Origin of the sequence: Pseudomonas sp. FSL R10-1339, from assembly GCF_009600545.1 — a bacterium.
In the GTDB taxonomy this organism is placed as follows: domain Bacteria; phylum Pseudomonadota; class Gammaproteobacteria; order Pseudomonadales; family Pseudomonadaceae; genus Aquipseudomonas; species Aquipseudomonas bubulae.
In genome coordinates this window covers 1-26309 of the sequence record NZ_WIVQ01000043.1, presented here as the reverse complement: position 1 = coordinate 26309, position 26309 = coordinate 1, and the positions used below count along the sequence as shown (strand labels likewise).

General features: G+C 58.4%; 21 protein-coding genes and 2 tRNA genes. 9 read left to right on the top strand and 14 right to left on the bottom strand.

The window, feature by feature from the left end:
• Nucleotide 1: 1 nt before the first annotated feature.
• From GHO03_RS14120 to ppsA, 6 genes are all read right to left on the bottom strand, one after another.
• A complete protein-coding gene (locus GHO03_RS14120) occupies nt 2-826 on the bottom strand; it encodes a mechanosensitive ion channel domain-containing protein (RefSeq protein ID WP_095003122.1) in 825 nt (274 codons plus the stop codon).
• A gap of 2 nt (nt 827-828) precedes the next feature.
• Nucleotides 829-1074: a CrfX protein gene (locus tag GHO03_RS14115; protein ID WP_095003121.1), complete on the bottom strand. Its 246-nt coding sequence runs from the start codon at nt 1072-1074 to the stop codon at nt 829-831.
• Between the two features lie 62 nt (nt 1075-1136).
• A complete protein-coding gene (locus GHO03_RS14110) occupies nt 1137-2132 on the bottom strand; it encodes a CorA family divalent cation transporter (protein ID WP_095021009.1) in 996 nt (331 codons plus the stop codon).
• 24 nt (nt 2133-2156) lie between these two features.
• Nucleotides 2157-2648, bottom strand: a complete 492-nt coding sequence (gene rraA / locus GHO03_RS14105) for a ribonuclease E activity regulator RraA (protein WP_095019625.1) — start codon at nt 2646-2648, stop codon at nt 2157-2159.
• A gap of 298 nt (nt 2649-2946) precedes the next feature.
• Nucleotides 2947-3906: an alpha/beta fold hydrolase gene (locus GHO03_RS14100; protein WP_095019624.1), complete on the bottom strand. Its 960-nt coding sequence runs from the start codon at nt 3904-3906 to the stop codon at nt 2947-2949.
• 104 nt (nt 3907-4010) lie between these two features.
• Nucleotides 4011-6386 (bottom strand): phosphoenolpyruvate synthase, encoded by a 2376-nt coding sequence (ppsA, locus tag GHO03_RS14095; RefSeq protein WP_095003117.1) that lies wholly within the window; start codon nt 6384-6386, stop codon nt 4011-4013.
• 177 nt (nt 6387-6563) lie between these two features.
• Between ppsA and GHO03_RS14090 the strand changes: the two genes are divergently transcribed.
• On the top strand, nt 6564-7382 hold the full coding sequence (locus tag GHO03_RS14090; protein ID WP_133144872.1) for a pyruvate, water dikinase regulatory protein: 819 nt from the start codon (nt 6564-6566) through the stop codon (nt 7380-7382).
• A gap of 89 nt (nt 7383-7471) precedes the next feature.
• Here the strand turns inward: GHO03_RS14090 and prpD are convergent, their stop codons facing one another.
• The 6 genes from prpD to GHO03_RS14060 all read right to left on the bottom strand — a co-directional run bounded on the left by prpD (nt 7472) and on the right by GHO03_RS14060 (nt 15921).
• Nucleotides 7472-8956: a 2-methylcitrate dehydratase gene (prpD, locus tag GHO03_RS14085; RefSeq protein WP_095039430.1), complete on the bottom strand. Its 1485-nt coding sequence runs from the start codon at nt 8954-8956 to the stop codon at nt 7472-7474.
• 160 nt (nt 8957-9116) lie between these two features.
• Entirely contained in the window at nt 9117-10307 is a 1191-nt protein-coding gene (gene prpF, locus GHO03_RS14080; RefSeq protein ID WP_133144871.1) for a 2-methylaconitate cis-trans isomerase PrpF, read from the bottom strand.
• A 47-nt stretch (nt 10308-10354) separates the two neighbouring features.
• Nucleotides 10355-12946: a Fe/S-dependent 2-methylisocitrate dehydratase AcnD gene (acnD, locus tag GHO03_RS14075; RefSeq protein WP_153400086.1), complete on the bottom strand. Its 2592-nt coding sequence runs from the start codon at nt 12944-12946 to the stop codon at nt 10355-10357.
• Nucleotides 12947-13021: 75 nt separating this feature from the next.
• Entirely contained in the window at nt 13022-14149 is a 1128-nt protein-coding gene (prpC, locus tag GHO03_RS14070; protein WP_153400084.1) for a 2-methylcitrate synthase, read from the bottom strand.
• A gap of 165 nt (nt 14150-14314) precedes the next feature.
• A complete protein-coding gene (gene prpB / locus GHO03_RS14065; protein WP_133144869.1) occupies nt 14315-15202 on the bottom strand; it encodes a methylisocitrate lyase in 888 nt (295 codons plus the stop codon).
• The gene (locus tag GHO03_RS14060; protein ID WP_095003169.1) at nt 15199-15921 is read right to left on the bottom strand and encodes a GntR family transcriptional regulator; all 723 of its coding nucleotides are present in this window, start codon (nt 15919-15921) and stop codon (nt 15199-15201) included. Before GHO03_RS14060 ends, prpB begins: the two co-directional genes overlap by 4 nt.
• Before the next feature lie 280 nt (nt 15922-16201).
• Between GHO03_RS14060 and GHO03_RS14055 the strand changes: the two genes are divergently transcribed.
• The 8 genes from GHO03_RS14055 to GHO03_RS14020 all read left to right on the top strand — a co-directional run bounded on the left by GHO03_RS14055 (nt 16202) and on the right by GHO03_RS14020 (nt 25799).
• Nucleotides 16202-16738, top strand: coding sequence for an ATP-dependent zinc protease (locus GHO03_RS14055; RefSeq protein ID WP_095003112.1), 537 nt, complete (start codon nt 16202-16204; stop codon nt 16736-16738).
• A gap of 5 nt (nt 16739-16743) precedes the next feature.
• Nucleotides 16744-18276: an inactive transglutaminase family protein gene (locus GHO03_RS14050; RefSeq protein WP_095003111.1), complete on the top strand. Its 1533-nt coding sequence runs from the start codon at nt 16744-16746 to the stop codon at nt 18274-18276.
• A complete protein-coding gene (locus tag GHO03_RS14045) occupies nt 18276-19259 on the top strand; it encodes an alpha-L-glutamate ligase-like protein (RefSeq protein WP_095003110.1) in 984 nt (327 codons plus the stop codon). The genes GHO03_RS14050 and GHO03_RS14045 overlap by 1 nt, the downstream gene beginning before the upstream one ends.
• A 193-nt stretch (nt 19260-19452) precedes the next feature.
• Nucleotides 19453-20796, top strand: coding sequence for an aminodeoxychorismate synthase component I (pabB, locus tag GHO03_RS14040; RefSeq protein ID WP_095021024.1), 1344 nt, complete (start codon nt 19453-19455; stop codon nt 20794-20796).
• A 68-nt stretch (nt 20797-20864) separates the two neighbouring features.
• Nucleotides 20865-21599 carry a phosphoadenylyl-sulfate reductase gene (locus GHO03_RS14035; protein ID WP_153379714.1) on the top strand — a complete coding sequence of 245 codons (735 nt, stop codon included), beginning with the start codon at nt 20865-20867 and terminating at the stop codon, nt 21597-21599.
• 205 nt (nt 21600-21804) lie between these two features.
• The gene (locus GHO03_RS14030) at nt 21805-22323 is read left to right on the top strand and encodes a sigma-70 family RNA polymerase sigma factor (RefSeq protein WP_095003108.1); all 519 of its coding nucleotides are present in this window, start codon (nt 21805-21807) and stop codon (nt 22321-22323) included.
• Nucleotides 22324-22329: 6 nt separating this feature from the next.
• Entirely contained in the window at nt 22330-23316 is a 987-nt protein-coding gene (locus tag GHO03_RS14025; protein WP_133144867.1) for a FecR family protein, read from the top strand.
• A 77-nt stretch (nt 23317-23393) separates the two neighbouring features.
• Nucleotides 23394-25799, top strand: coding sequence for a TonB-dependent siderophore receptor (locus GHO03_RS14020; protein ID WP_095039431.1), 2406 nt, complete (start codon nt 23394-23396; stop codon nt 25797-25799).
• Between the two features lie 96 nt (nt 25800-25895).
• Here the strand turns inward: GHO03_RS14020 and GHO03_RS14015 are convergent.
• Nucleotides 25896-25972, bottom strand: a tRNA-Asp gene (locus tag GHO03_RS14015).
• A 19-nt stretch (nt 25973-25991) separates the two neighbouring features.
• Nucleotides 25992-26067 (bottom strand) — tRNA-Val (locus tag GHO03_RS14010).
• Between the last annotated feature and the right edge of the window lie 242 nt (nt 26068-26309).

The window sequence follows — 26309 nt, the reverse complement described above, 5'->3', positions numbered from 1 at the left end:
GTTAGCGGCTGGTTACGTGCTGCTCCAGCAAGATCCGGTTCGAGATGGAGACTAGCTCACCCTCATCGGTCAGCAACGTGGTTTTAACCGTGCCAATTTCTTCGATCTGCCCTTCAACCTCGCCAATCCGCACTTCCTGACCAACCTGATACAGCTCACGCACATAGATCCCGGCCAGTATTTGCCCGGCGATTTCCCGGCTGCCCAGCCCCATTGCCAGTGCAATAGCCAGACCAACGGTAATCAACACAATAACAATCACATGGTTTAGCAGGTCGGTCTTGACCTCCAGCTGGCTGATAGCCACGGAGATGCTGATGATGATGACCAGCCCCTGGGTCACCCTGCCCAGCCCGCCGGCATAATCGAAGCCCACGCTCTCGGCAGCGCCACGCACCAGGCCGTTGAGCACCTGGGCCAGCAACACGCCTGCCAGCAGAACCAGCAGCGCACCAAAGACCTTGGGCAGATACACCGTCAACAGATCCAGCGCGGATGACACACGATCCAGGCCCAGAGACTGCGCTGCAGAAACCAGGAATACCAGCAGCACAAACCAGTAGACGATTTTGCCAATCAGCGTCGAAATGGGCACCTGAATTCCGACCCGGGCCAGAATCTTGGTCAAGCCCGTACCGCCCATCAGGCGGTCAAGGCCCAACTTGGCAAGCAGTTTGGACAGCAAGGCGTCGAGCAGTTTAGCAACCACGAAGCCCAGCAGTACTACCACCAACGCGCCGAAGAGGTTGGGAATAAAGTTGGCAATCTTGGTCCACAAGGCAGTCATTGCCGCGACCAGGCTTTGGGTCCAGACATTCAATTCCATGTTCAATCAGCCTTATCAACAGGGCGAGCAGCAGATTTGCGTCGCGAAACGGGCGCAATATGAGCCGAACCGCTATTCAAAGCAATCATCAGTGCTTGCATCCAGCGGCCCAGCAGGCTGAAAAGGTCTCCCGCACCGACCTGTCGGTTGGCGGTTTTCAGCACGCGACCCAGGCACGCATCGTCATCCCGGTTGGACGGCTCGGCCTTGAGCATTTCACGTAAGGACTGTTCAAACGGATCGTGCATAAGCACCTCTCGGTAAGTCAGTAAAAGACGAAGGGACATTTGCCGGGGTCACATTCACCCGGTCACAGCCACTGCAAACGACGGTAAAACCACCATTGCCCCGCCCCGATAACCAGCATCACGCCGCAGGTTATGGCAAAGCCATAAGAGTCATCGGAGAACGGTACGCCCCCCACATTGATGCCCAGCAAACCGGTAATAAAGGTGATCGGCAGAAAGATCCCCGTCAGCACGCCAAAGCGATACATGATGCGGCTCATACGCACGTTCAAACGCCGGTCTTCAGACTCGAGCACCAGCCCCACGCGCTCGCGGGTCAGTTCGAGCTCCTCCAGATAGCGGGTCAGGCTGTTGTTCAGTTCGTTCCAGTAGTCGGCATCATCGGCACTGAACCAGGGTAATTTGATACGCGTAAGCTGACCGAAAATATCCCGCTGAGGTGCCAGGAATCGACGCAAGGCGGCTGCCCTTCGACGAACCTGCAGGAGGCTGTTGTGATCAGGTGTGTACCGTTCGTCGGCATCTATTTTATCTTCTTCGTCATCGACGATTTCTGACAGTTCGCCGATCAAGTCCTGCACCTTCAATGTCAGGTGCTGGGCCAGGTACAGGATCAATTCAGAGGGATTTTTCGGGCCTTCTCCCTGGGAAAACTCACTGAGCAACTCATCGGTGGCCCGCAATGGTCGCATGCGCAATGAGATCAAGCGCTGCGCACTGCCGAAAATACGCAGTGAAACCATGTCTTCAGGCTCTGCGCCGGGGTTCAGGTTGACCCCGCGCATAAACAGCAGCAGCTCATTGTTGGGGGCAGGCACCAGGCGCGGACGGGTATTTTCTTCAAGCAGCAGATCACAGTTGAAATCACTCAAGCCACTGGAATCACGCAGCCAGCTCTGGGTTTGCGGATGACTGCGATCCCAATGCAGCCAGAGGCTTTCGTGGGCCTGCAACTGAAGGTCGTTCAGCTCGGTGCGCGCAATCGAACGTGCGCCGCCTTCACCATCCAGCACCAGCGCATGCACCAGCCCCCATTGAGCGTTTTCTTCCTCGAACATCCGTGATCCTTAGTGGTAATGCGTTTAGCCCGGCATTTTCAGAGCGGTTGGCGAAATGATAACGCCATTATTGTCGGCATAAATGAATTCACCGGGGCGGAACGTGACACCCGCAAACGTCACGGGCACGTTGACATCGCCCACACCGCGACGGTTGCTCTTGAGCGGATGACTGGCCAAAGCCTGCACGCCGAGATCGGTTTGCGCGAGCACATCGACGTCGCGAATGCAGCCGTAAATAACAATACCTTCCCAGCCATTTTTTGCCGCCCTGTCTGCAATCATGTCGCCCAGCAAGGCATGACGCAGGGAACCGCCCCCATCGACCACCAGCACTTTGCCTTCACCGCTGAGTTCAGCCTGTTCCTTGACCCGGGAGTTGTCCTCGAAGCACTTGATGGTCACGATCTCGCCGCCAAAGGAGTCGCGCCCGCCGAAATTGCTGAACATGGGCTCAAGTACCTGCACCAGCTCAGGGTAGGCATCGCACAGATCGGGGGTGATGTAGTGATTCACGGGAAAGCTCCTGTTCAGGGTGGGCACAACAGTGAAAACAACGATAGCACTATGGGTTATAGACGCTTTGGACAAGCCCGGCTTTAAAAGTCGTCCAAGCCTCGAGCGGCAACCAATATCACATAAAAGAACACGTTATGACCACCTTGCGATATCGGGTCACACGCCATCCGCACCAGCTGCCGTATGAACGAAGCAGCTACAGAAACACTGCAACTGTGGGAGCGAGCCTGCTCGCGAAGATCGTTCGCGAGCAGGCTCGCTCCCACAATAGAGGGCTTGACCTGCAACAGAGTATCTACAACGATTTCGTCGTGCCTTTTAGTAGCCAATCACGCACCAATGGCCACACTTCCTGCTGCGCAGACTGGCTGACCAGCATTTCAACGTGACTGTAATCAGAGCTGAAGCCATGCTCACGGCCAAGGGACACGAACATGCGCTGTTCTGAGCCCAACTGGTCGAACAGCTTGCGACACGCCCACTCCGGCGTTTGCCGATCACCCACCGCTGCCACCACCAGTGCCGGGACCTGAACCTCGGCCAAACCGGCCCACCAGTCGCGCTCGGCGTCCTTGAAACGCCCCATAAAACCATTCCAGCGCAGGGTTTCCAGGGCGATGCTGACCGGCTCGTCTTCCGGGCCACGCTTGAGTCGCGTCCCCGACAGTTGCTTGAAGCGCTTCAACAACAGATAGGCACCCCACTCAATCGGAGGAATTTTCAGTGACCAGTAACGGCGATTGATCTGACAGCCAAAAAACGCCGCCGACGCCACATCCGGCTCACTCAGATACTTGCCCCCCAAGGCCGCGGCCAAACTGATGGCACCCTGAGAATGGCCGAGCCAGTGCGGAACTTGCCCGCTTTGCTCGCGAACAAATGCCGCTATGGCTGGCAAGTCGTAGCGGGCATAGTCCGCCACGCGATTTTTAGCCCAGCTAATATTTCGTGACGAAAGACCATGGCCACGCATTTCGGGCAGCCACACATCAAACCCGGCACGCGCCAAAAACGCCCCTAGCCCTGCCCCCTTGGGCGAGTACCAAAAACGCCGATTGGAAAAACTGCCATGCAACAGGATGACCGGCACGCCGCGTACCTGGCTGTCGTCGGCCATCCCCAGGCGGGTCACCACCAGCTCAACGGAAATATCCGGGCTGTTGGCCGGTTTCAAGCGATAAACGTCTTCGCTCAGATCGCCCCGACGCTCAGCGCTGATCAGGGCAACGGGAAAAAGGAGACTGCTGCTTTGCATAATGCTCTTGCACAAAAAAGGGCGATTTCACACAGGAACTCGCCCTACCACTGCCTATAAAGAGCAGGGCAGCCCTTTGGCTGCCCTGCTCCACGCTCAACGACTCAAGCCTGCGCCTGACCCTCTGCAAGGAAGAACCAGGTTTCCAGAACGGTGTCCGGGTTCAGGGAAACACTTTCGATACCCTGCTCCATCAGCCATAGCGCCAGATCCGGGTGATCGGACGGGCCCTGGCCGCAAATACCGATGTACTTGCCAGCCTTGTTGCACGCCTGAATGGCGTTGGACAGCAGCTTTTTAACCGCCGGGTTGCGCTCATCAAACAGGTGCGCAATGACACCGGAGTCGCGGTCCAGACCCAGGGTCAGCTGAGTCAGGTCGTTGGAGCCGATGGAGAACCCGTCGAAGAACTCCAGGAACTCTTCAGCCAGGATCGCGTTGGAAGGCAGTTCGCACATCATGATCACGCGCAGACCGTTTTCACCACGCTTGAGGCCGTTTTCCGCCAGCAGATCTATCACCTGGCTCGCTTCACCCAGGGTACGGACGAACGGCACCATGATTTCAACGTTGGTAAAGCCCATTTCGTTACGCACACGCTTGAGCGCACGGCATTCAAGCTCGAAGCAGTCTCGGAAGTTTTCACTGATGTAACGCGAAGCACCGCGGAAGCCCAGCATCGGGTTCTCTTCTTCAGGCTCGTACAGCTTGCCGCCGATCAGGTTGGCGTATTCGTTGGACTTGAAGTCCGACAGGCGCACGATGACTTTTTTCGGTGCAAAAGCGGCGGCCAGGGTGCTGATGCCTTCAACCAGTTTTTCGACGTAGAAGCCCACCGGATCGTTGTAGCCGGCGATGCGCTTGTCGACGCTGTCCTTGATTTCCTGTGGCAGGCCATCGTAGTTCAGCAGGGCTTTGGGGTGTACACCGATCATGCGGTTGATAATGAACTCCAGACGGGCCAGGCCCACACCGGCGTTCGGCAATTGCGCGAAGTCAAAGGCACGGTCCGGGTTGCCGACGTTCATCATGATCTTGAACGGCAGGTCCGGCATGGCGTCCACGGAGTTCTTCTTGATATCGAAGCCCAGTTCGCCTTCAAAGATAAACCCGGTATCGCCTTCAGCGCACGAAACGGTAACGCCCTGGCCGTCTTTCAACAGCTGGGTGGCGTTGCCGCAACCCACCACGGCCGGGATACCCAGCTCGCGAGCGATGATCGCCGCATGACAGGTACGACCGCCGCGGTTGGTGACGATGGCGCTGGCGCGCTTCATCACGGGTTCCCAGTCCGGGTCGGTCATGTCGGAGACCAGTACGTCGCCCGGCTGGACTTTATCCATTTCCGACACGTCCTTGATGATGCGGACCTTGCCTGCACCGATACGCTGGCCAATGGCGCGGCCTTCAGCCAGTACCGTACCGGTTTCCTTGAGCAGGTAGCGCTCCATGACATTGCCGGCGCTGCGGCTTTTCACGGTTTCCGGGCGCGCCTGTACGATGTACAGCTTGCCGTCATCGCCGTCTTTGGCCCACTCGATGTCCATCGGGCACTTGTAGTGCTTCTCGATGATCATGGCTTGCTTGGCCAGTTCGCTGACTTCAGCATCGGTCAGGCAGAAACGCGCGCGATCGGCCTTTTCAACGTCGATCACCTTGACCGACTTGCCGGCCTTGGCTTCGTCGCCGTAGATCATCTTGATGGCTTTGCTGCCCAGGTTACGACGCAGAATCGCAGGGCGACCCGCTTCCAGGGTTTGTTTGTGAACGTAGAATTCGTCCGGGTTTACCGCACCTTGCACGACGGTCTCACCCAGGCCGTAGGCGCCGGTGATAAACACTACATCACGGAAGCCTGATTCAGTGTCCAGGGTAAACATCACGCCCGCGGTGCCGGTTTCGGAGCGCACCATGCGCTGTACGCCTGCAGACAGGGCGACCAGTTTGTGGTCAAAGCCCTGGTGCACGCGGTAAGAAATAGCGCGGTCGTTGAACAGGGAGGCAAATACTTCCTTGGCCGCACGAATGACGTTTTCAACGCCACGGATATTCAGGAAGGTTTCTTGCTGACCGGCAAAGGACGCGTCCGGCAAGTCTTCGGCGGTGGCCGAGGAGCGCACGGCAACGGCCATGTCAGGGTTGCCCTGGGACAAAGCGGCAAAGGCGGTACGAATTTCGGCGTTAAGCTTCTCCGGGAACTCGGCTTCCATGATCCATTGACGGATCTGGGCACCGGTTTTGGCCAGGGCATTGACGTCATCTACATCGAGCGCATCCAGCGCAGCGTGGATCTGGTCGTTCAAACCACTCAGTTCGAGAAAATCACGATATGCCTGAGAAGTCGTGGCGAAGCCACCGGGAACTGAAACACCAGCGCCTGCAAGATTACTGATCATCTCGCCGAGGGATGCGTTCTTGCCCCCCACATGCTCCACGTCATGGGCGCCGAGCTTATCGAGGGAAACTACGTACTCTACCAAGGTGATCTCTCCACTAACGGTGTTGGGAAAAGCTCAGGGCGCTGGATCCTCATCATGAGGCATCACAGCGATTGTGGCCTGGACCTGGAAAATAAGTGACACTGCCTGTCATGTAGCGCGACAAAAGCGCGCCTATCATATCCAAGAATCGTCACCAGCTTAAGGCCCAAGGCGCAAATGAAACGATCTGCTTTCTTTATATCCGATGGCACCGGTATTACTGCCGAAACCCTGGGCCAGAGTTTGCTGGCACAATTCGAAAATGTGACCTTCAGCAAGTTCACGCGCCCCTACATAGACAGCGTGGAAAAAGCGCGGGCAATGGTACAACAAATCGATAACGCCGCCGAAAAAGACGGATTCAGCCCGATAATTTTCGACACTATCGTCAATCAGGACATTCGCGAAATCCTCGCCACGTCCAATGGTTTCATGATCGACATCTTCTCCAGTTTCCTTGCTCCACTGGAGCAGGCGCTGGGTGAACATTCCTCGTATTCGGTGGGTAAGTCCCACTCCATTGGCCACAACTCCAACTATATGGAGCGCATCGAGGCGGTGAACTTTGCCCTCGACAATGATGACGGCGCCCGCACACACAAGTACGACAAGGCCGACCTGATCCTGGTTGGCGTGTCCCGTTGCGGCAAAACCCCGACCTGCCTTTATATGGCGATGCAATTCGGCATCCGCGCTGCCAACTACCCGCTGACCGATGACGACATGGAAAGCCTCAAGCTGCCGGCTGCCCTGCGTGTACACAAACACAAGCTCTTCGGCCTGACCATCGACCCGGACCGCCTGACGGCCATCCGCAACGAACGCAAGCCCAACAGCCGCTACTCAAGCTTTGCCCAGTGCGAATTTGAAGTGCGCGAAGTTGAACGCCTGTTTCAGCGCGAAAACATTCCGCATATCAACTCCACGCATTTCTCGGTGGAAGAAATATCGGCCAAGATCCTGGTCGAAAAAGGCGTGGAGCGGCGGTTCAAATAACAGCCCTGAACACATGAAACCTGTGGGAGCGAGCCTGCTCGCGAAGCCGGTAAAGCCCTTTCGCGAGCAGGCTCGCTCCCACTTCTGGCTCAAATCACCAACAGGTCCACAAACCGGTTAACCGGCGTGGCCTCCAGCGCCTGCTGATCCTTGCACAGGGTAAAAATCTGCGCACACCGCTGGCTCACAAAACGGGTGGCCAGGTTGGCCCTGAACTTGTCCTCCAGCAATGGAATCCCCTCATCACGACGCCGACGATGGCCAATGGGGTATTCCACTTCCACCTGCCCGGTGCTGGTGCCATCGCTGAAAAAAACCTCGATGGCATTGGCAATTGAGCGTTTGTCTGCCTCCAGGTACTCGCGTGTGTAGCGCGGATTTTCGACCACTACCATTTTTTCCCGCAATTGGTCGATGATCGGGTGGGCCGCGTGAAAATCATCTTCGTAGTGTTCTGCTATCAGATTGCCAAACGCCAGCGGTACCGCGGTCATGTATTGAATACAGTGATCACGGTCCGCCGCGTTGGCCAATTTGCCTTGCTTGGAAATGATCCGAATCGCCGATTCGTGGGTTGTAATCACGATTTTCTCGATATCGTGCAAGCGGTCCTTGACCTGGGGATGCAAGGTCACTGCTGCTTCGCACGCAGTCTGCGCATGGAATTCGGCCGGGAAGCTGATCTTGAACAGCACGTTTTCCATTACATAGGTGCCATAGGGCTGGCTCAGGCTGAACTGGCGCTGGTCCTCGGGCTTGAGCGCCAGATCCTTGTTGGTATGGCTGAACAGCACATCGTAGAAGCCCCATTGCGGCGCAGTCAGCACCCCGGGGATGCCCATTTCACCGCGTAACGCAATGTCAGCCAGACGCACCCCGCGACTCGACGCATCCCCGGCAGCCCAGGATTTACGCGATCCGGCGTTCGGCGCATGACGATAGGTGCGCAACGCCTGCCCATCCACAAAAGCATGGGACAGCGCCGACAGCAACTGCTCGCGAGTGGCGCCCATCAGTTTGGCGCACACCGCCGTCGAGGCGACCTTGACCAGCAGAACATGGTCCAGGCCAACACGATTGAAAGAGTTTTCCAGGGCAATCACGCCCTGAATCTCATGGGCCATGATCATTGCTTCGAGCACCGCCCGCATCGTCATCGGCGCTTCGCCATTGGCTACACGTTTTTGCGACAGATGATCGGCTACCGCCAGAATACCGCCCAGATTATCCGAAGGATGGCCCCACTCCGCCGCCAGCCAGGTGTCGTTGTAGTCCAGCCAGCGCACGATACAGCCGATGTCCCATGCCGCCTTGACCGGGTCCAGGCGAAACGAAGTACCTGGGACCCTCGCGCCAAAAGGCACAACCGTGCCCTCGACGAAAGGCCCCAGGTGCTTGCTGCACTCCGGAAAACGCAGCGCCAGCAGGCCGCAGCCCAAGGTATCCATCAGGCAGTTGCGGGCAGTATCGAGGGCTTCGGGGGAGGTGATGGTGTAGGACAGGACATAATCGGCAATGTCCTGCAAAACCTTGTCGTAATCGGGGCGGTTGTTGAGGTCGACGTTGGCGCTCATGGGGCAGTCTCCAAAGAGTGGGTAAGGGTCGTGTCCATCCTCAGGTTCATCGTGATTTTGCGGGTCTAAATGCCCGTTTGATGTATCAGAATCAAAAGCCCCTCACCCTGGCCCTCTCCCGGAGGGAGAGGGTTGGGGTGAGGGCAAAGGGTTCACCCGATCAAAAAGAATCACCCGGCACCCGCACCCAGCCTTCCATCAGTACCCGCGCACTGCGGCTCATGATGGCTTTGGTCACGGTCCATTCGCCGTCAACCTGCCGGGCTTCGGCACCCACGCGCAAGGTGCCCGAGGGATGGCCAAAGCGCACGGCATCGCGCTGTTCACCACCGGCCGCCAGGTTGACCAGCGTGCCCGGGATCGCCGCAGCCGTACCGATGGCCACCGCAGCGGTGCCCATCATGGCGTGGTGCAACTTGCCCATCGACAAGGCCCGCACCAGCAAATCCACACTCTGAGCACTGACCGGCTTGCCGCTGGATGACACGTAGTCCGCAGGCCCGGCAACAAAGGCGACCTTGGGCGTGTGCTGACGCTTGGCCGCGTCTTCAAGCTTGTCTATCAGGCCCATGCGCAACGCACCGTGAGCACGGATAGTTTCGAACATGGCCAGGGCTTTAGGGTCGCTGTTGATGTCGCTCTGCAGCTCTGCACCGCTGTAACCGATATCCCGCGCATTGACGAAAATCGTCGGAATCCCGGCATTGATCATGGTCACGTTCAAGGTGCCGACACCCGGTACTTCGAGGTCGTCCACCAGGTTACCGGTTGGAAACATCGAACCGCCTGCCCCCTCTTCATCCGCTGCCGGGCTGATAAATTCCAACTGCACTTCTGCGGCCGGGAAGGTCACGCCGTCGAGTTCAAAATCGCCGGTTTCCTGTACCGCACCGTCGGTGATCGGCACATGGGCAATGATGGTCTTGCCAATATTGGCCTGCCAGATACGTACCACCGCCGTACCATTGCGGGGGATACGAGCGGTATCCACCAGGCCGCTGCTGACCGCGAACGACCCGACCGCCGCAGACAGGTTGCCGCAGTTGCCGCTCCAGTCCACAAAGGGCTTGTCGATCGCGACCTGACCGAACAGGTAATCGACATCATGATCCGCACGCAGGCTTTTGCTGACGATCACGGTTTTGCTGGTGCTGGAAGTGGCCGCGCCCATGCCGTCGATCTGTTTTTCGTAAGGGTCTGGGCTACCGATCACGCGCAACAACAAGGCATCACGGGCGGCACCCGGTACCTGAGCCACGGCGGGAAGGTCCAGCAGACTGAAGAACACGCCTTTACTGGTGCCGCCACGCATATAGGTCGCGGGAATTCTGATTTGCGCTGCGTAGACCATATGACTGAGTCCTGTAGTAGCCGGGGCTCGTGGCCCCGGCGCTGGGGTTAGGCTGTCGCCGATTCCAGGAAGTCCTGGGCAAAACGCTGCAACACGCCGCCTGCTTCGTAGATCGAGACTTCTTCCGCAGTATCCAGGCGGCAGGTCACCGGCACTTCCAGGCGCTCACCATTTTTGCGGGTGATCACCAGGGTCAGCGTGGCACGCGGGGTGCGTTCGCCGATCACGTCGTAGGTTTCACTGCCGTCGATTTGCAGGGTTTTGCGGTTGGTGCCCGGCAAAAATTCCAGTGGCAACACGCCCATGCCCACCAGGTTGGTACGGTGAATACGCTCAAAGCCCTCGGCCGCAATGGCCTCGACCCCTGCCAGGCGCACCCCTTTGGCCGCCCAGTCACGGGACGAACCCTGACCGTAATCGGCGCCCGCGATAATGATCAACGGCTGCTTGCGTTCCATGTAGGTTTCGATGGCTTCCCACATGCGCATCACCTGCCCTTCGGGCTCAAGGCGAGTCAGGGAGCCCTGTTTGACCTTGCCGTCCTCGATCACCATTTCGTTGAACAGTTTCGGGTTGGCGAAGGTCGCGCGCTGGGCCGTCAGGTGGTCGCCGCGGTGCGTTGCGTATGAGTTGAAGTCGACTTCCGGCAAGCCCATTTTCGCCAGATATTCGCCTGCGGCGCTGTCGAGCATGATGGCGTTGGACGGCGACAAGTGGTCTGTGGTGATGTTGTCCGGCAGTACCGCCAGCGGGCGCATGCCCTTGAGCGGACGAGCCCCGGCCAACGCACCTTCCCAGTACGGCGGACGGCGGATGTACGTGCTCTGCGGGCGCCAGTCATACTGCGGCTCGACTTTCGGGCCGGTGTCTTCATGAATGGCGAACATCGGGATATACACCTGGCGGAACTGCTCCGGCTTCACGGCGGCCTTGACCACAGCGTCGATTTCTTCATCGCTCGGCCAGATGTCTTTCAGGCGGATTTCCTTGCCATTGGCGTCCAGGCCCAATACATCTTTCTCGATATCGAAGCGGATAGTGCCGGCAATCGCGTAGGCCACCACCAGCGGCGGCGAGGCGAGAAACGCCTGTTTGGCGTAAGGGTGAATACGCCCGTCAAAGTTGCGGTTGCCCGACAGTACAGCCGTGGCGTACAGGTCGCGGTCGATGATTTCCTGCTGGATGGCCGGGTCCAGGGCACCGGACATACCGTTGCAGGTGGTGCAGGCAAATGCCACCACGCCAAACCCCAGTTTCTCCAGTTCATGGGTCAAACCGGCTTCGTCCAGATACAGGGCCACGGTTTTGGAGCCCGGCGCCAGCGAGGTTTTGACCCACGGTTTGCGGCTCAGGCCAAGCTGGTTGGCATTGCGCGCCATCAAGCCCGCAGCGATCACGTTGCGCGGGTTGCTGGTATTGGTGCAGCTGGTGATCGCCGCGATGATGACCGCGCCGTCGGGCATTTGCCCCGGCACTTCGTCCCATTGACCGGCGATGCCTTTGGCCGCCAGATCAGTGGTGGCCACACGGGCGTGGGGGTTGCTCGGTCCGGCCATGTTGCGCACTACCGACGACAGGTCAAAGCTCAGGCTGCGCTCGTACTGCGCACCCTTCAGGCTGTCGGCCCAAAGGCCGCTGACCCTGGCGTAGTTCTCCACCAGTTGCACTTGCTGATCTTCACGACCAGTCAGCTTGAGGTAGTCAATGGTTTGCTGGTCGATGTAAAACATCGCAGCCGTGGCGCCGTATTCAGGAGCCATGTTGGAAATGGTGGCACGGTCGCCCAGGGTCAGCGCTGCGGCACCTTCACCGAAGAACTCCAGCCAGGCACCGACCACTTTCTGCTTGCGCAGGAACTCGGTGAGCGCCAGCACCATATCGGTGGCGGTAATGCCCGGTTGCAGCTTGCCGGTCAGTTCGACGCCGACGATTTCCGGCAGGCGCATCCACGAGGCACGGCCAAGCATCACGCTTTCGGCCTCAAGACCACCGACACCAATGGCGATCACGCCCAGCGAATCCACGTGAGGGGTGTGGCTGTCAGTGCCTACGCAGGTATCAGGGAAGGCCACACCGTCGCGCACCTGGATCACCGGAGACATTTTCTCCAGGTTGATCTGGTGCATGATGCCGTTGCCCGGCGGGATCACATCAACGTTTTTAAAGGCTTTTTTGGTCCACTCGATAAAGTGGAAGCGGTCTTCGTTGCGACGGTCCTCGATGGCGCGGTTCTTTTCAAATGCCTCGGGGTCGTAGCCGCCGCATTCCACCGCCAGCGAGTGGTCGACGATCAGTTGGGTCGGCACTACCGGATTGACCTGGGCCGGGTCACCACCCTGCTGGGCGATGGCGTCACGCAGGCCGGCGAGGTCGACCAGCGCGGTCTGGCCGAGAATGTCGTGGCACACCACACGCGCCGGGAACCACGGAAAGTCGAGATCGCGCTTGCGATCGATCAACTGGCTCAGCGATGCATTCAGGGTGGCAGGATCACAGCGGCGTACCAGGTTTTCGGCCAGTACGCGGGAGGTGTAAGGCAATGTGTCGTACGCACCGGGCTTGATCGCATCGACGGCCGCACGGGTGTCGAAATAATCCAGCCGGGTGCCCGGTAATGTTTTGCGAAATTCAGTATTCATTGGCGCAGGACTCGATCACGGTAGTTACAAAAGAGGGAACCGGCTCCCACCTTCAGCGGGAGCCAGTGGCCTCACTCAGCGACGTTCGATTGGCACGAACTTGCGCTGTTCTACGCCGATGTATTCGGCGCTCGGACGGATGATGCGGTTGTTGGCACGCTGCTCGAACACATGCGCCGCCCAGCCGGTCAGGCGTGAGCAGACAAAGATCGGGGTAAACAGCTTGGTCGGGATACCCATGAAGTGATACGCCGAGGCATGGTAGAAATCGGCGTTGGGGAACAGCTTCTTTTGTTCCCACATGGTTTTGTCGATCGCTTCGGAGACCGGGAACAACACGGTGTCGCCCACTTCGTCGGCGAGTTTTTTCGACCAGCCCTTGATCACTTCGTTACGCGGGTCGCTGTCTTTGTAGATCGCATGGCCAAAGCCCATGATCTTGTCCTTGCGCGCCAGCATGCCGAGGGTGCCTTGCACCGCCTCTTCTGCCGAGTCGAAGCGTTCGATCATTTCCATCGCCGCCTCGTTGGCGCCGCCGTGCAGCGGGCCGCGCAGCGAGCCGATCGCTGCAGTGATGCATGAATACAGGTCGGACAAGGTCGAGGCACAAACACGGGCAGTAAAGGTCGAAGCGTTGAACTCGTGCTCGGCGTAAAGGATCAGTGACACGTTCATCACCTTGACGTGCAACTCGCTCGGTTTTTTGTCGTGCAGCAAGTGCAGGAAGTGGCCGCCGATCGACTCTTCGTCGGTTACGCAGTGAATGCGCTTGCCGTCATGGCTGAAGCGATACCAGTAGCACATGATCGCCGGGAAGGCGGCCAGCAGGCGGTCGGTCTTGTCCTGTTGCTCGGCGAAGTCTTTCTCCGGCTCGATATTGCCCAGGAACGAGCAACCGGTGCGCATCACGTCCATCGGGTGGGCGTCGGCGGGAATGCGCTCCAGCACTTCTTTCAATGCCTGGGGCAGATCGCGCAGCTTTTGCAGCTTGGCCGTGTAGGCAGCCAGTTGGGTCTTGGTCGGCTGTTCGCCATATAACAGCAGGTAAGCCACTTCTTCAAAGCGTGCTTCGGCCGCCAGTTCACGTACGTCATAACCACGATAAGTGAGGCCTGCGCCTTCCTGGCCTACGGTGGACAGGGCCGTTTGCCCGGCCACCTGGCCGCGTAGTCCGGCACCACTCAATACTTTTGCTTCGGCCATTGCGCTTCTCCAATCTTGAATTTGTTAGGGATTCGGCAACTACTGGGTTCAATACATACCTGTGTGGGAGCGAGCCTGCTCGCGATTCAGGCAACACGGTTTGCCTGAATCACTGCGGTGACCCTATCGCGAGCAAGCCCGCGCCCACAGAGTCACAGTGTTCTGTTACTTCTTCGCGGCAAACAACGCATCGAGCTTCTGCTCGAACTCGTGGTAGTTGATGGCATCGTAAAGTTCCATGCGGGTTTGCATGCTGTCGATCACGTTTTGCTGGGTGCCGTCGCGGCGGATCGCGGTGTAGACGTTTTCGGCCGCCTTGTTCATGGCCCGGAATGCCGACAGCGGATACAGCACCAGCGATACGTCAGCACCGGCCAGTTGCTCGGTGGTGTACAGCGGCGTGGCACCGAATTCGGTGATATTGGCCAGGATCGGGGCTTTGACCCGGTTGGCAAACAGTTTGTACATCTCAAGCTCGGTAATGGCTTCCGGGAACACCATGTCAGCCCCCGCTTCAACACAGGCCGCGGCACGTTCCAGGGCTGACTCAAGCCCTTCCACCGCCAGCGCATCGGTTCGCGCCATGATCACGAAGCTGTCATCGGTACGCGCATCGACGGCGGCCTTGATGCGGTCGACCATTTCCTGCAGCGAAACGATTTCCTTGTTCGGGCGATGACCGCAACGCTTGGCGCCTACCTGGTCTTCAATGTGAATCGCCGCAGCGCCGAACTTGATCATCGACTTGACCGTGCGGGACACGTTGAAAAACGAAGAGCCGAAGCCGGTATCCACGTCCACCAGCAATGGCAGATCACATACATCGGTAATGCGTCGTACATCAGTCAGTACATCGTCCAGACCCGTAATACCCAGATCAGGTACGCCCAGCGACCCGGCTGCGACGCCTCCACCCGATAGATAGATGGCCTTGAAACCCGCACGCTTGGCCAGCAGCGCATGATTGGCGTTGATCGCACCCACCACTTGCAAAGGATGTTCGCTTGCAACTGCATCACGGAAACGCTGGCCTGGACTGTTCTTATTGCTCATGACTCACCTCGTGGAGTGGCTGTCTGCTGGGCACCGTCTTGGTAATGACGGGCAATATTGCGTTTAGATGCGCCGATATGTCGGCGCATCAACAATTCGGCCAGTTCGCCGTCGCGATCGGCAATGGCATCGAGAATCCGGTGATGCTCGGCAAACGCCTGATGTGGGCGGTTGGGCGTGGCGGAAAACTGGATGCGGTACATGCGCACCAACTGGTACAACTCGCCACAGAGCATTTGCGTCAGGGTGCGATTGCCACTGCCCTGAATAATTTTGTAATGAAAATCGAAGTCGCCTTCTTGCTGGTAGTAACCGACGCCCGCCTGAAACGCCTCATCGCGCTCATGGGTTTCGAGCACCTGGCGTAGCTCGGCGATGTCTTCGTCACTCATGCGTTCGGCGGCCAGGCGGCAGGCCATGCCTTCCAGGGACTCGCGAATTTCGTAGAGTTCGATCAGCTCGGCATGGCTCAGCGACACGACCCGCGCCCCGACATGGGGGACGCGCACCAACAAACGCTGGCCTTCAAGGCGATGGATGGCTTCGCGCAATGGCCCGCGGCTGATGCCGTAGGTGCGCGCCAGTTCGGGCTCGGAGATCTTGCTTCCCGGGGCGATTTCGCCTTTGACAATAGCCGCCTGAATGCGCCGAAAAACGTTCTCGGAAAGGGTTTCCGAGTCGTCCTGGGCGATCGTGGCAGGTTCCAGTGCTTGCAGCATATTGTCGACACCTTGAAAATCAATAGTGCTGAAATTAGCTATTTCAGCCCTGATAGTCAAAGAATAAATCGACATTGTCGACAATCCAATAATACGACCTTGGTTGTATCGACAGGGTTGATCGCCGCTTGCAAGCGCCTCGGCGCTGGCGCCATAAAACCATCATGTTAGAATGCCGACCGCATCCGCCCTGCCCTCATCCATAGGGCAGCCGCACGAGGAAACTTGCGCTCCTGCCAGTCGCCTTGAACTGAAGATTGCAAGAGACGTGCTTCGATTTATGAAATTGCTTCCCCTCTATATCCTCGCCTTCCTGCTGTGCATACCCGGCCTGAGCCTGGCTGGCGAAAAAACCGTGTACGGCCTCAACGAATACGCTGAACTGGCAGGTATCGACCTGCAGGTGGCGGCCAAACTCGACACCGGCGCCAAGACCGCCTCGCTCAGCGCCCGAGATATCAAGCGCTTCAAGCGTGATGGCGAGAGCTGGGTACGCTTTTACCTGGCCATCGATGATGCCCACTCGCACCCCATCGAACGCCCGCTGGCCCGTGTCAGCAAGATCAAGCGACGCTCGGGTGATTACGATCCTGAGTCCGACAAGAACTACACCTCGCGCCCGGTTATTTCCCTGGAAATCTGCATGGGCAAGGCTTTACGCACCATCGAAGTGAACTTGACCGATAGAAGTGCGTTCCAATACCCGCTGTTGATTGGCTCCGAAGCGCTCAAACGCTTTGATGCGCTGGTCGACCCAAGCCTTAAATACGCTGCTGGCAAACCTGCCTGCGTCGCCAACGCTCAAACCGCAGAGTAATTGAAATGCGCGCTCTTACCCTTCACCTGAAAATATTGATCACCATCCTTGTGGTGCTGGGCATTTCGATTACGGCCTATCAGATTTTCGTCCTCGGCATTCCTGTGACCGAAGACGCCACGGACGACTTGTGGAATATCGACGCCAAGGTCGAGTTCGTCGCCAGCTCCAAAGACCCGGTCAAGATCCAGATGTTCGTGCCGCCGCTTAACCGCGACTACGTCAGCCTCAACGAGAGCTTTATCTCCAACAACTACGGGGTGAGCGTCAACCGGGTTGACGGCAACCGCAAGGTCACCTGGTCGGCACGCCGGGTCAGTGGCAAGCAAACCCTGTACTACCGCCTGGTGTTGACCAAGCGCTACTCGGGCGACAAGACCAAGGTCAAAGGCCCGGTGTTCCGCGACAGCATCGCCGTGGAAGGCCCGGAAAAAATCGCCGCCGAAGCCTTGCTTGCACCTATCCGCCAGCACTCGGCCGATGTCGAAACCTTTATCAGCGAAACCATCAAGCGCGTCAGCAATGCCAATGATGACAACGTGAAACTGCTGCTGGCGGGTGATCCTTCGACTGCGCACAAGGCACAAATCATCGAGCTGCTGCTGTCGATTGCCCACGTTCCAATGGAAAAAGTCCACACCATCCGCCTGGTAGCCGATCAGCCGCAAACCCCGGAACTGTGGCTGCGCAGCTTTAACGGCAACGACTGGCTGTACTTCAACCCGGAAACCGGCGAACAGGGCCTGCCATCCGACCGCCTGCTGTGGTGGATCGGCGACGAACCGATGGTAACCGTCGATGGCGGCAAAAAAGCCAACGTTACCTTCAGCCTGAACAACAGCGAAATGAACGCCATTCGCCTGGCCAAGCTGACCGACGAAAACACCGACGCCAACTTCCTCGAATACTCACTGTACGGCTTGCCGCTGCAGACCCAGCAAACCTTCATGATCATGGTCATGATCCCGATCGGGGTACTGGTGATCCTGATTCTGCGCAACCTGATCGGCCTGCAAACCCTGGGCACATTCACCCCGGTACTGATTGCCCTGGCCTTCCGTGAGACCCAACTGGGCTTCGGCATCATCCTCTTTACGGTGATCACCGCACTTGGGCTGACGCTACGTTCCTACCTTGAACACTTGAAGCTGCAGATGCTGCCACGCCTGTCTGTAGTACTGACCTTTGTCGTTATCCTGATCGCGGCCATCAGCCTGTTCAGCCACAAGCTGGGTCTGGAGCGCGGGCTTTCAGTCGCCTTGTTCCCGATGGTGATTCTGACGATGACCATCGAGCGCCTGTCGATCACCTGGGAAGAGCGCGGTGGCGGGCATGCCATGAAGGTCGCGATCGGCACCCTGTTCGCAGCCACCCTGGCGTATCTGGTCATGAGCGTGCCGGAACTGGTGTACTTCGTGTTCACCTTCCCGGCGATCCTGCTGATCATGGTGGGCTTCATGCTGGCAATGGGTCGCTATCGTGGCTACCGCCTGACCGAACTGGTGCGTTTCAAAGCATTCTTGAAGGCTGACTCCTGATGTTCGGCTTCTGGAAGACCTGGAAGGCCCTGGAAGCCCGGGGCATCATGGGCATTAATCGGCGCAATGCGGACTACGTACTCAAGTACAACAAACGCAGCCTGTATCCGATTGTGGATGACAAGATCATCACCAAGGAACGTGCAATCAAAGCGGGTATTCACGTACCTGAGATGTACGGCGTGATTTCCACCGAGAAAGAAATCGAAAAGCTGGATGACATCATCGGTGACCGCAACGACTTCGTGATCAAGCCCGCACAAGGCGCGGGCGGTGACGGCATTCTGGTGATCGCGGACCGCTTCGAAGACCGCTTCCGTACCGTCTCGGGCAAGATCATCAGCCATGAAGAGATCGAACATCAGATTTCCAGCATCCTCACCGGCCTGTACTCCCTGGGTGGTCACCGGGACCGGGCATTGATCGAATACCGGGTAACCCCGGACCAGATCTTCAAAAGCATCAGCTACGAAGGCGTGCCGGATATCCGCATCATCGTGCTGATGGGTTACCCGGTAATGGCCATGCTGCGCCTGCCTACCCGGCAATCGGGCGGCAAGGCCAACCTGCACCAGGGCGCCATCGGTGTTGGCGTCGACCTGGCCACCGGCCTGACCCTGCGTGGCACCTGGCTGAACAACATCATCAGCAAGCACCCCGACACCACCAACGCGGTGGACGGCGTGCAACTGCCCAACTGGGACGGTTTCATGAAGCTGGCGGCCGGTTGCTACGAGTTATGCGGCCTGGGCTACATAGGCGTGGACATGGTTCTCGATCAGGATAAAGGCCCGCTGATTCTGGAACTCAACGCCCGTCCGGGCCTGAATATCCAGATTGCCAACGATTGCGGCCTGACCCTGCGCACCCACGCAGTCGAGGCCCACCTCGAAGAACTGGCCGCCAAAGGCATCAAGGAAACACCGGAAGAGCGCGTGCGCTTTGCCCAGGAACTATTCGGCCATATTCACCCGCCCGAATAAGCGTTTTCACACCTTTGGGAGCGGGCTTGCTCGCGATGCTATCAACGCGTTTTACCTGCTAAACCGCGTCGCTTCTATCGCGAGCAAGCCCGCTCCCACAGTTCTCGCAGTCCCCACAAGCCGCATAGATTTGCAACCCTGCACAGGACTACAATCAGCCCCCCCCCCCGCTCCGATGGCTGATTTGCTGCGCATGTTGACCTGCTCCGTACACCCGCTGCCTTACCTCGCCAACCCTGCCGACTATTTTTCGGCCATTCGCAATGCACCCGGCGCCGTGCTGCTCGACAGTGGCCGCCCCACTGCAGACCGTGGTCGCTTTGACCTGATGAGCGCATGGCCTGAGGCAGAACTGACCCTGCAGCCAGACGAGTCGGGGCGCGACTTTCTGCAACGCCTGCGTGAAGGCCTCAAGCAACTGGGCGCTGCCAGCCTCCCGGACGAATACGAACTGCCGTTTGCTGGCGGTCTGATCGGTTACCTGAGTTACGACTTTGGCCGACAACTCGAACAGCTGCCCGCCAACGCCCGGGATGACCTGCACCTGCCCGAAGCGCAATTGGGCCTGTATGCCTGGGCGCTGATCAGTGACCATTATGCAGCCACCAGCCAGCTTGTATTTCACCCAAGCCTCGAAACAGCAGAGCGCCAGCGCCTGATCCAGTTGTTCAGCCAGCCTGCCCCGTCGCACAACAAGCCATTCAATCTCAAGCAACCGATGCAACCGGATATCAGCGCCAGCCAGTACCAGCAGGCTCTGGAACAGATCCATCGGTATATCCAGGCGGGCGACTGCTATCAGGTCAATTACACCCAGCGCTTCAGCGGCCAGTGCGAGGGCGATGCCTGGAGTGCCTATGGCGCATTGCGCGCGGCCTGCCCCACACCTTTTTCCGGCTTTATGAGCCTGGCGGGCGACAACGCGATCCTGAGCCTCTCTCCTGAGCGCTTTGTACGGATAAGTCAGAATCAAGTGGAAACCCGACCGATCAAAGGCACCCGCCCAAGGGGCAAAGACAGCCGCGAAGATGCAGCCAACGCCGCCGAACTGCTGGCCAGCCCCAAGGATCGCGCAGAAAACCTGATGATCGTCGATTTGCTGCGCAACGACCTGGGGCGCACCTGCCGCACCGGTTCGGTGAGCGTGCCGCAGTTGTTTACACTCGAAAGCTATCCCAACGTCCATCACCTGGTGAGCAGCGTGATCGGCGAACTGGCCGATGGCAAAGACGCCCTGGACCTGATTGGCGACAGCTTTCCGGGCGGCTCGATTACCGGCGCCCCGAAAATCCGCGCCATGCAGATCATCGACGAGCTGGAACCCACCCGACGCAGCATTTACTGCGGCTCTCTGCTGTACCTCGACGTGCGTGGCGAAATGGACAGCTCCATCGCCATCCGCAGCCTGCTGGTCAAGGACGGGCGCATCAGTTGCTGGGGCGGCGGCGGCATTGTGGCCGACTCCGACTGGCAGGATGAATACCAGGAATCCATCACCAAAGTGAAGGTACTGCTCGATACGCTGCAAACCCTGTAGCCCGCGCTTTTTGATAAGATCACGAGACTAGAGAGCGCCCAGCGCCATTCACTGCAGGAAGCCGCCTGATGAGCCATCCGTTTGACGTCGCCGAACTCGCCGCGACATACGCCAGCAAGTCCCCGCAAGATATTCTCAAACTCGCCTTTGAACATTTTGGCGACGAACTCTGGATCTCCTTCAGCGGCGCCGAAGACGTGGTGCTGGTGGACATGGCCTGGAAGCTCAACAAGAACGTCAAGGTGTTCAGCCTCGACACCGGCCGCCTGCACCCCGAGACCTACCGGTTTATCGAACAGGTACGTGAACATTACAAGATCCAGATCGAGCTGATCTCGCCGGATCAAAGCAAGCTCGAACCCTTCGTCAAAGAGAAAGGCCTGTTCAGCTTCTATAAAGACGGCCATGGCGAATGCTGCGGCATACGCAAGATCGAGCCGCTGCGACGCAAGCTGTCGACGGTCAAGGCCTGGGCCACCGGCCAGCGCCGCGACCAGAGCCCCGGCACCCGCAGCCAGGTTGCCGCCCTGGAAATTGACGGCGCGTTCTCTACACCCGAGCGCACGCTGTACAAGTTCAACCCGTTGGCACAAATGACCAGCGAGGAAGTCTGGGGCTATATCCGCATGCTGGAGCTGCCTTACAACAGCCTGCATGAACGCGGCTTTATCAGCATCGGCTGCGAGCCCTGCACCCGTCCGGTACTGCCCAACCAGCACGAGCGCGAAGGCCGCTGGTGGTGGGAAGACGCCACGCAAAAAGAATGCGGGCTGCATGCCGGCAATTTGATCGCGAAGAACTAAAACACCCGCCTCCACACTCTGTGGGAGCGGGCTTGCTCGCGATGGATACAACGCGGTGTACCTGCCACACCGAGGCGATCCCATCGCGAGCAAGCCCGCTCCCACAGTTGCAAGTGACCGTTACATTTCATCGCCCGCCTTGCGTTTACCCCGGACTTTCGTTGAGAATTGGTAATTATTCTCAATAACATTTAGGCAGCGTCCTATGTCTTCGGGTGAACCGTCCTACCAGAGCGCTATTACCGAACTGTACTGCGAGCATCACGGCTGGCTGTTTGGCTGGCTACGCAGAAAGCTCGGTTGCGCGCAAAATGCCGCCGATCTGGCCCAGGACACCTTCGCCCGAATTCTCAATGCCCGCGAGTCGGTAGCCACCCTGCGCGAGCCCCGGGCCTTTTTGAGCACCACGGCACGCCGCCTGATCATCGATCAGGTGCGCCGCAAACAGATAGAAAACGCCTACTTGCAAGAACTTGCGCTGACCGCCGAGGCACTCGAAGGCTATCAATCACCCGAGCAAATTCTTACCACCCTGGAAGCCCTGGAGCAGATCGCCTTTATTCTCGAAGGCATGCAGGACAAAGCCCGCCAGGCCTTTGTGCTGTATTACCTGGACGGCCTGACCCAGTGCCAAATCGCCCGGCAACTGGGCCTGTCTGACCGCACCGTGCGCAAGTACCTTATCCAGGCCCTGCTGCATTGCAGCCACAGCCTGAACACCTGAGCCCGCATGCCCGAACAGCCCGATTCAATAGACGAACAAGCCGCCGAATGGATCCTTCGCCTGCACGAGGAAGGCTTCAGCGAGGGCTTGCGCCTGGAATTCGAGCGCTGGAAACAGCAAAGCCCGCAACACGCCGCCGCAGCCCGGCGCATGCAAGATGTCATCAACCGCCTACAGGCGTTGCGCCAGCAGTCGACGCCAGCCAAGGCAGCGCTCAATGCCGCATTTGCCGGGCGCAAGGCAGTCACCCGACGCAAACATGCCTTGCGCGCCCTGCTGATTGCCGGCTGCCTGGCCCTGCCGGCCACCCTGCTGGTGCAAAGCCATTATCCCGAGCAATGGCTGGCCGATATCAGCACCGGCCCCAATGACTGGAAAACACAGCGCCTGGCCGACAACTCGAGCATTACCCTCAGCGGCACCAGCGCGCTCAATGTACATTTTGACGGCCAGGCGCGGCGCATTGAACTACTGCAAGGTGAAGTACTGGTCGACGTCGCCCATGACAGCGCCCGGCCATTTTTCGTGGAAACAGCCCAAGGCAGCATGCGCGCCATGGGCACCCGCTTTGTAGTCAAGCGCCAGGGTGACACCACCGTATTGAGCATGTTGCAGTCTCGCGTCGCCGCGCAAAGCGCGAACGAGCAGCAAACCCTGGAGGTGAGTGCAGGCTCCCGGGCGCTGATTCGCCAGGGCTCGGTCGAACTGGCTGGCAGCATCTCCCCGGCCAGCATCGATCAGGCTTGGGAGCGCCATCAACTGGTGGTTGAAGATCAGCCGCTGCCTCAGGTGCTTGATGAAATTTCCCGCCATCGACGCGGGCACCTGCAGTTTGATCGCAACACCCTGGCCGGCCTGCGCGTCTCGGCTGTACTGCCTCTGGACGATACCGACCGGGCGTTGCAACTGATCGCCGACACCTTGCCCCTGCAGATCAAAACCTACACACCCTGGCTGGTTGTGATCAGCCAGTTGCACACCCCTGAAAAATAATAATTCCCATTCGTTCCGCTTTTGTCGAGTCAGCCGTCAAGGTAGGTAACAACGACTCATAAAGGACTACGTCTTCCATGCTGACCTCCTACAAACCCCTTGCGCTGGCGATTCACTTGATCGTTGCGTCGGCGGCTGGCGTGGCATACGCCGCCACTGCCCAGGCACAAACTGCAGCCGTACAGAGCTACGACATACCCGCAGGCCCGCTGAGCAACGCACTGAACCGCTTCGCGCAACAAGCCGGCGTGGCGATCATTTTTCAGTCGAGCAACCTGGAAGGCCTGTCGACTCCGGGCCTGCAGGGTGCCTACAACGAACATGACGGATTCGAAGCCTTGTTGCGGGGCAGCGGCTATACCATGGTCAAAGGCGCCAACGGCTACAGGCTCGACGCCCTGCCCGCGGCAGGCGGCGCACTGGAGTTGGGCGCCACCCAGGTCAGCGCCAACCAGCTCGGGACTATCACCGAAGGCACCGGCTCCTACACCCCCGGCTCCATCGCGACAGCAACACGCATGGTACTGACGCCAAGGGAAACCCCCCAGTCCATTTCCGTGGTGACCCGCCAGGCCATGGACGATTTCGGCATGAACTCCATCGATGACGTGATGCGCCACACCCCCGGCATCACCGTGGCCACCTATGACAGCGATCGCACCAGCTATTACTCCCGTGGTTTTGCGATCAAGAACTTCCAGTACGACGGCATCCCCATCTTGCAAGACCCGCAGTACTCGGCCGGGCACACCCTGACTGACACCGCCATCTATGACCGGGTCGAAATCCTGAAAGGCGCAACCGGCCTGCTCACCGGCGCTGGCGGACCGGGCGGTACCATCAATATGGTGCGCAAAAAACCGACCCGCGAATTCAAGGCCCATATCGATGTGGGCGCAGGCTCCTGGGAAAACTACCGCTCCGAAATCGATGTCAGCGGGCCATTAACCGAGAGCGGCAATGTGCGTGGCCGGGCCGTGGCGGCTTACCAGGACAAGCACTCATTCATGGATCACTACAAGCGTGACAGCGAGGTTTACTACGGCATTCTTGAAGTGGATCTGAGCCCCGACACCCTGCTGACCCTGGGTGCCGATTATCAGGACAACAACCCCAAAGGTTCCAGCTGGTCAGGCAGCGCATCACTGTTCAATTCCAAAGGTGACCGGATCAGCACCCCGCGCTCATTCAACAATGGCGCCAAATGGAGCAGTTGGGAGCAATACACCCGCACGGTGTTCTCAACCCTGGAACACAACTTTGCCAACGGCTGGGTAGTCAAAGGCCAGTACAACCACCAGATCAACGGCTATAACGCCCCGCTGGGCGCCCTGCTTGACCCGGACGCCACTACCGGGCTGGCAAAAATGCTCGCCCGCAAATACACCGGCGAATATGTCAGCGACAGCGGTGACCTGTTTGCCACCGGTCCGTTCAGCCTGCTGGGGCGCGAACATGAACTGGTCGTCGGTGGCTCGGTGTCCAAATCGCACTGGACTGGCAAGGACTATACCAATGCCAATATGGTCAACAACGCCTACGACTACTACAACTGGAAAGGCAACAGCCTTGAGCCGGACTGGGGCAATGTCACTTCATACAACGATGAAACAACACGCCAGACCGGTACCTACGTGACCGGCCGCTTCAGCCTGACCGACGACCTCAAACTGATGCTGGGCACCCGGGTGGCCAATTACACCCTGACCGGCACCAGCCAGGCCAAGGACACGGGCAAAGTGCTGCCCTACGCAGCCCTGATCTACGACATCAATGACAATATTTCGGCCTATACCAGCTACACAGAGATTTTCCTGCCGCAGTCGTATTACCGCGATCGCGACAACAAGATGCTTGAGCCGGATGAAGGCACCAACTACGAGCTGGGGCTGAAAGGCGAGTTCTTTGATGGCCGCCTGAATTCAAGCCTGGCCTACTTTGAAGTGCATCAGGACAACCGTCCTGAAGCAGACATGGCCTACAACGGCAATCCGACCAACCCGGACATCGACTACGCCTACAAAGGTATCAAGGCCACGACCAAGGGTTACGAAGCAGAGATCTCCGGTGAGCTGATGCCAGGCTGGCAATTGCAGGCGGGGTACACCCACAAGGTCAGCCGTGACCAGGGCGGCACAAAGGTCTCGACCTGGGAACCGGAAGACCAGATCAACCTGTACACCAGCTACAAGCTGACCGGCGATCTGGACAAACTGACCCTGGGCGGCGGCGTTCGCTGGCAGAGCACCGGCTGGCAGATGCTGACCAACTGGAACAAGGGCGGCACCGTGGAAAAATTCTCCCAGGACCCATACTGGCTGGTTGATCTGATGGCGCGCTATCAGATTTCGAAAAACCTGTCGGCCACGGTCAATCTGAACAACGCATTCGACAAGTCGTATTACACCAATATCGGTTTTTATAACTCGTCGTACTACGGTGACCCTCGCAATGTGATGGTGACCACGCGCTGGGATTTCTAAACCCCACACACCACAAAACACCCGCGCACAAAAAAGCCTGCACTAAGCAGGCTTTTTTGTTGATCACAAGCGTTCAAGGGGCCTGTGTTCAGAATATGGCGCAGCGGACGGGACTCGAACCCGCGACCCCCGGCGTGACAGGCCGGTATTCTAACCGACTGAACTACCGCTGCGCGTAACATTGAAAGCAAGTGGTGGGTGATGACGGGATCGAACCGCCGACCCTCTGCTTGTAAGGCAGATGCTCTCCCAGCTGAGCTAATCACCCTTGTACTTCACTTTCGTTGCGGGGCGCATTCTCTCACACTATTCGCGTAAGTGGTTGTTTTATTTGAATTTTTTATCAATCAAAGAAAACATGCATACACAAAAAAGCCTGCACAAGGCAGGCTTTTTGTTGATCACAAGCGTTCAAGGGGCTTGTGTTCAGAATATGGCGCAGCGGACGGGACTCGAACCCGCGACCCCCGGCGTGACAGGCCGGTATTCTAACCGACTGAACTACCGCTG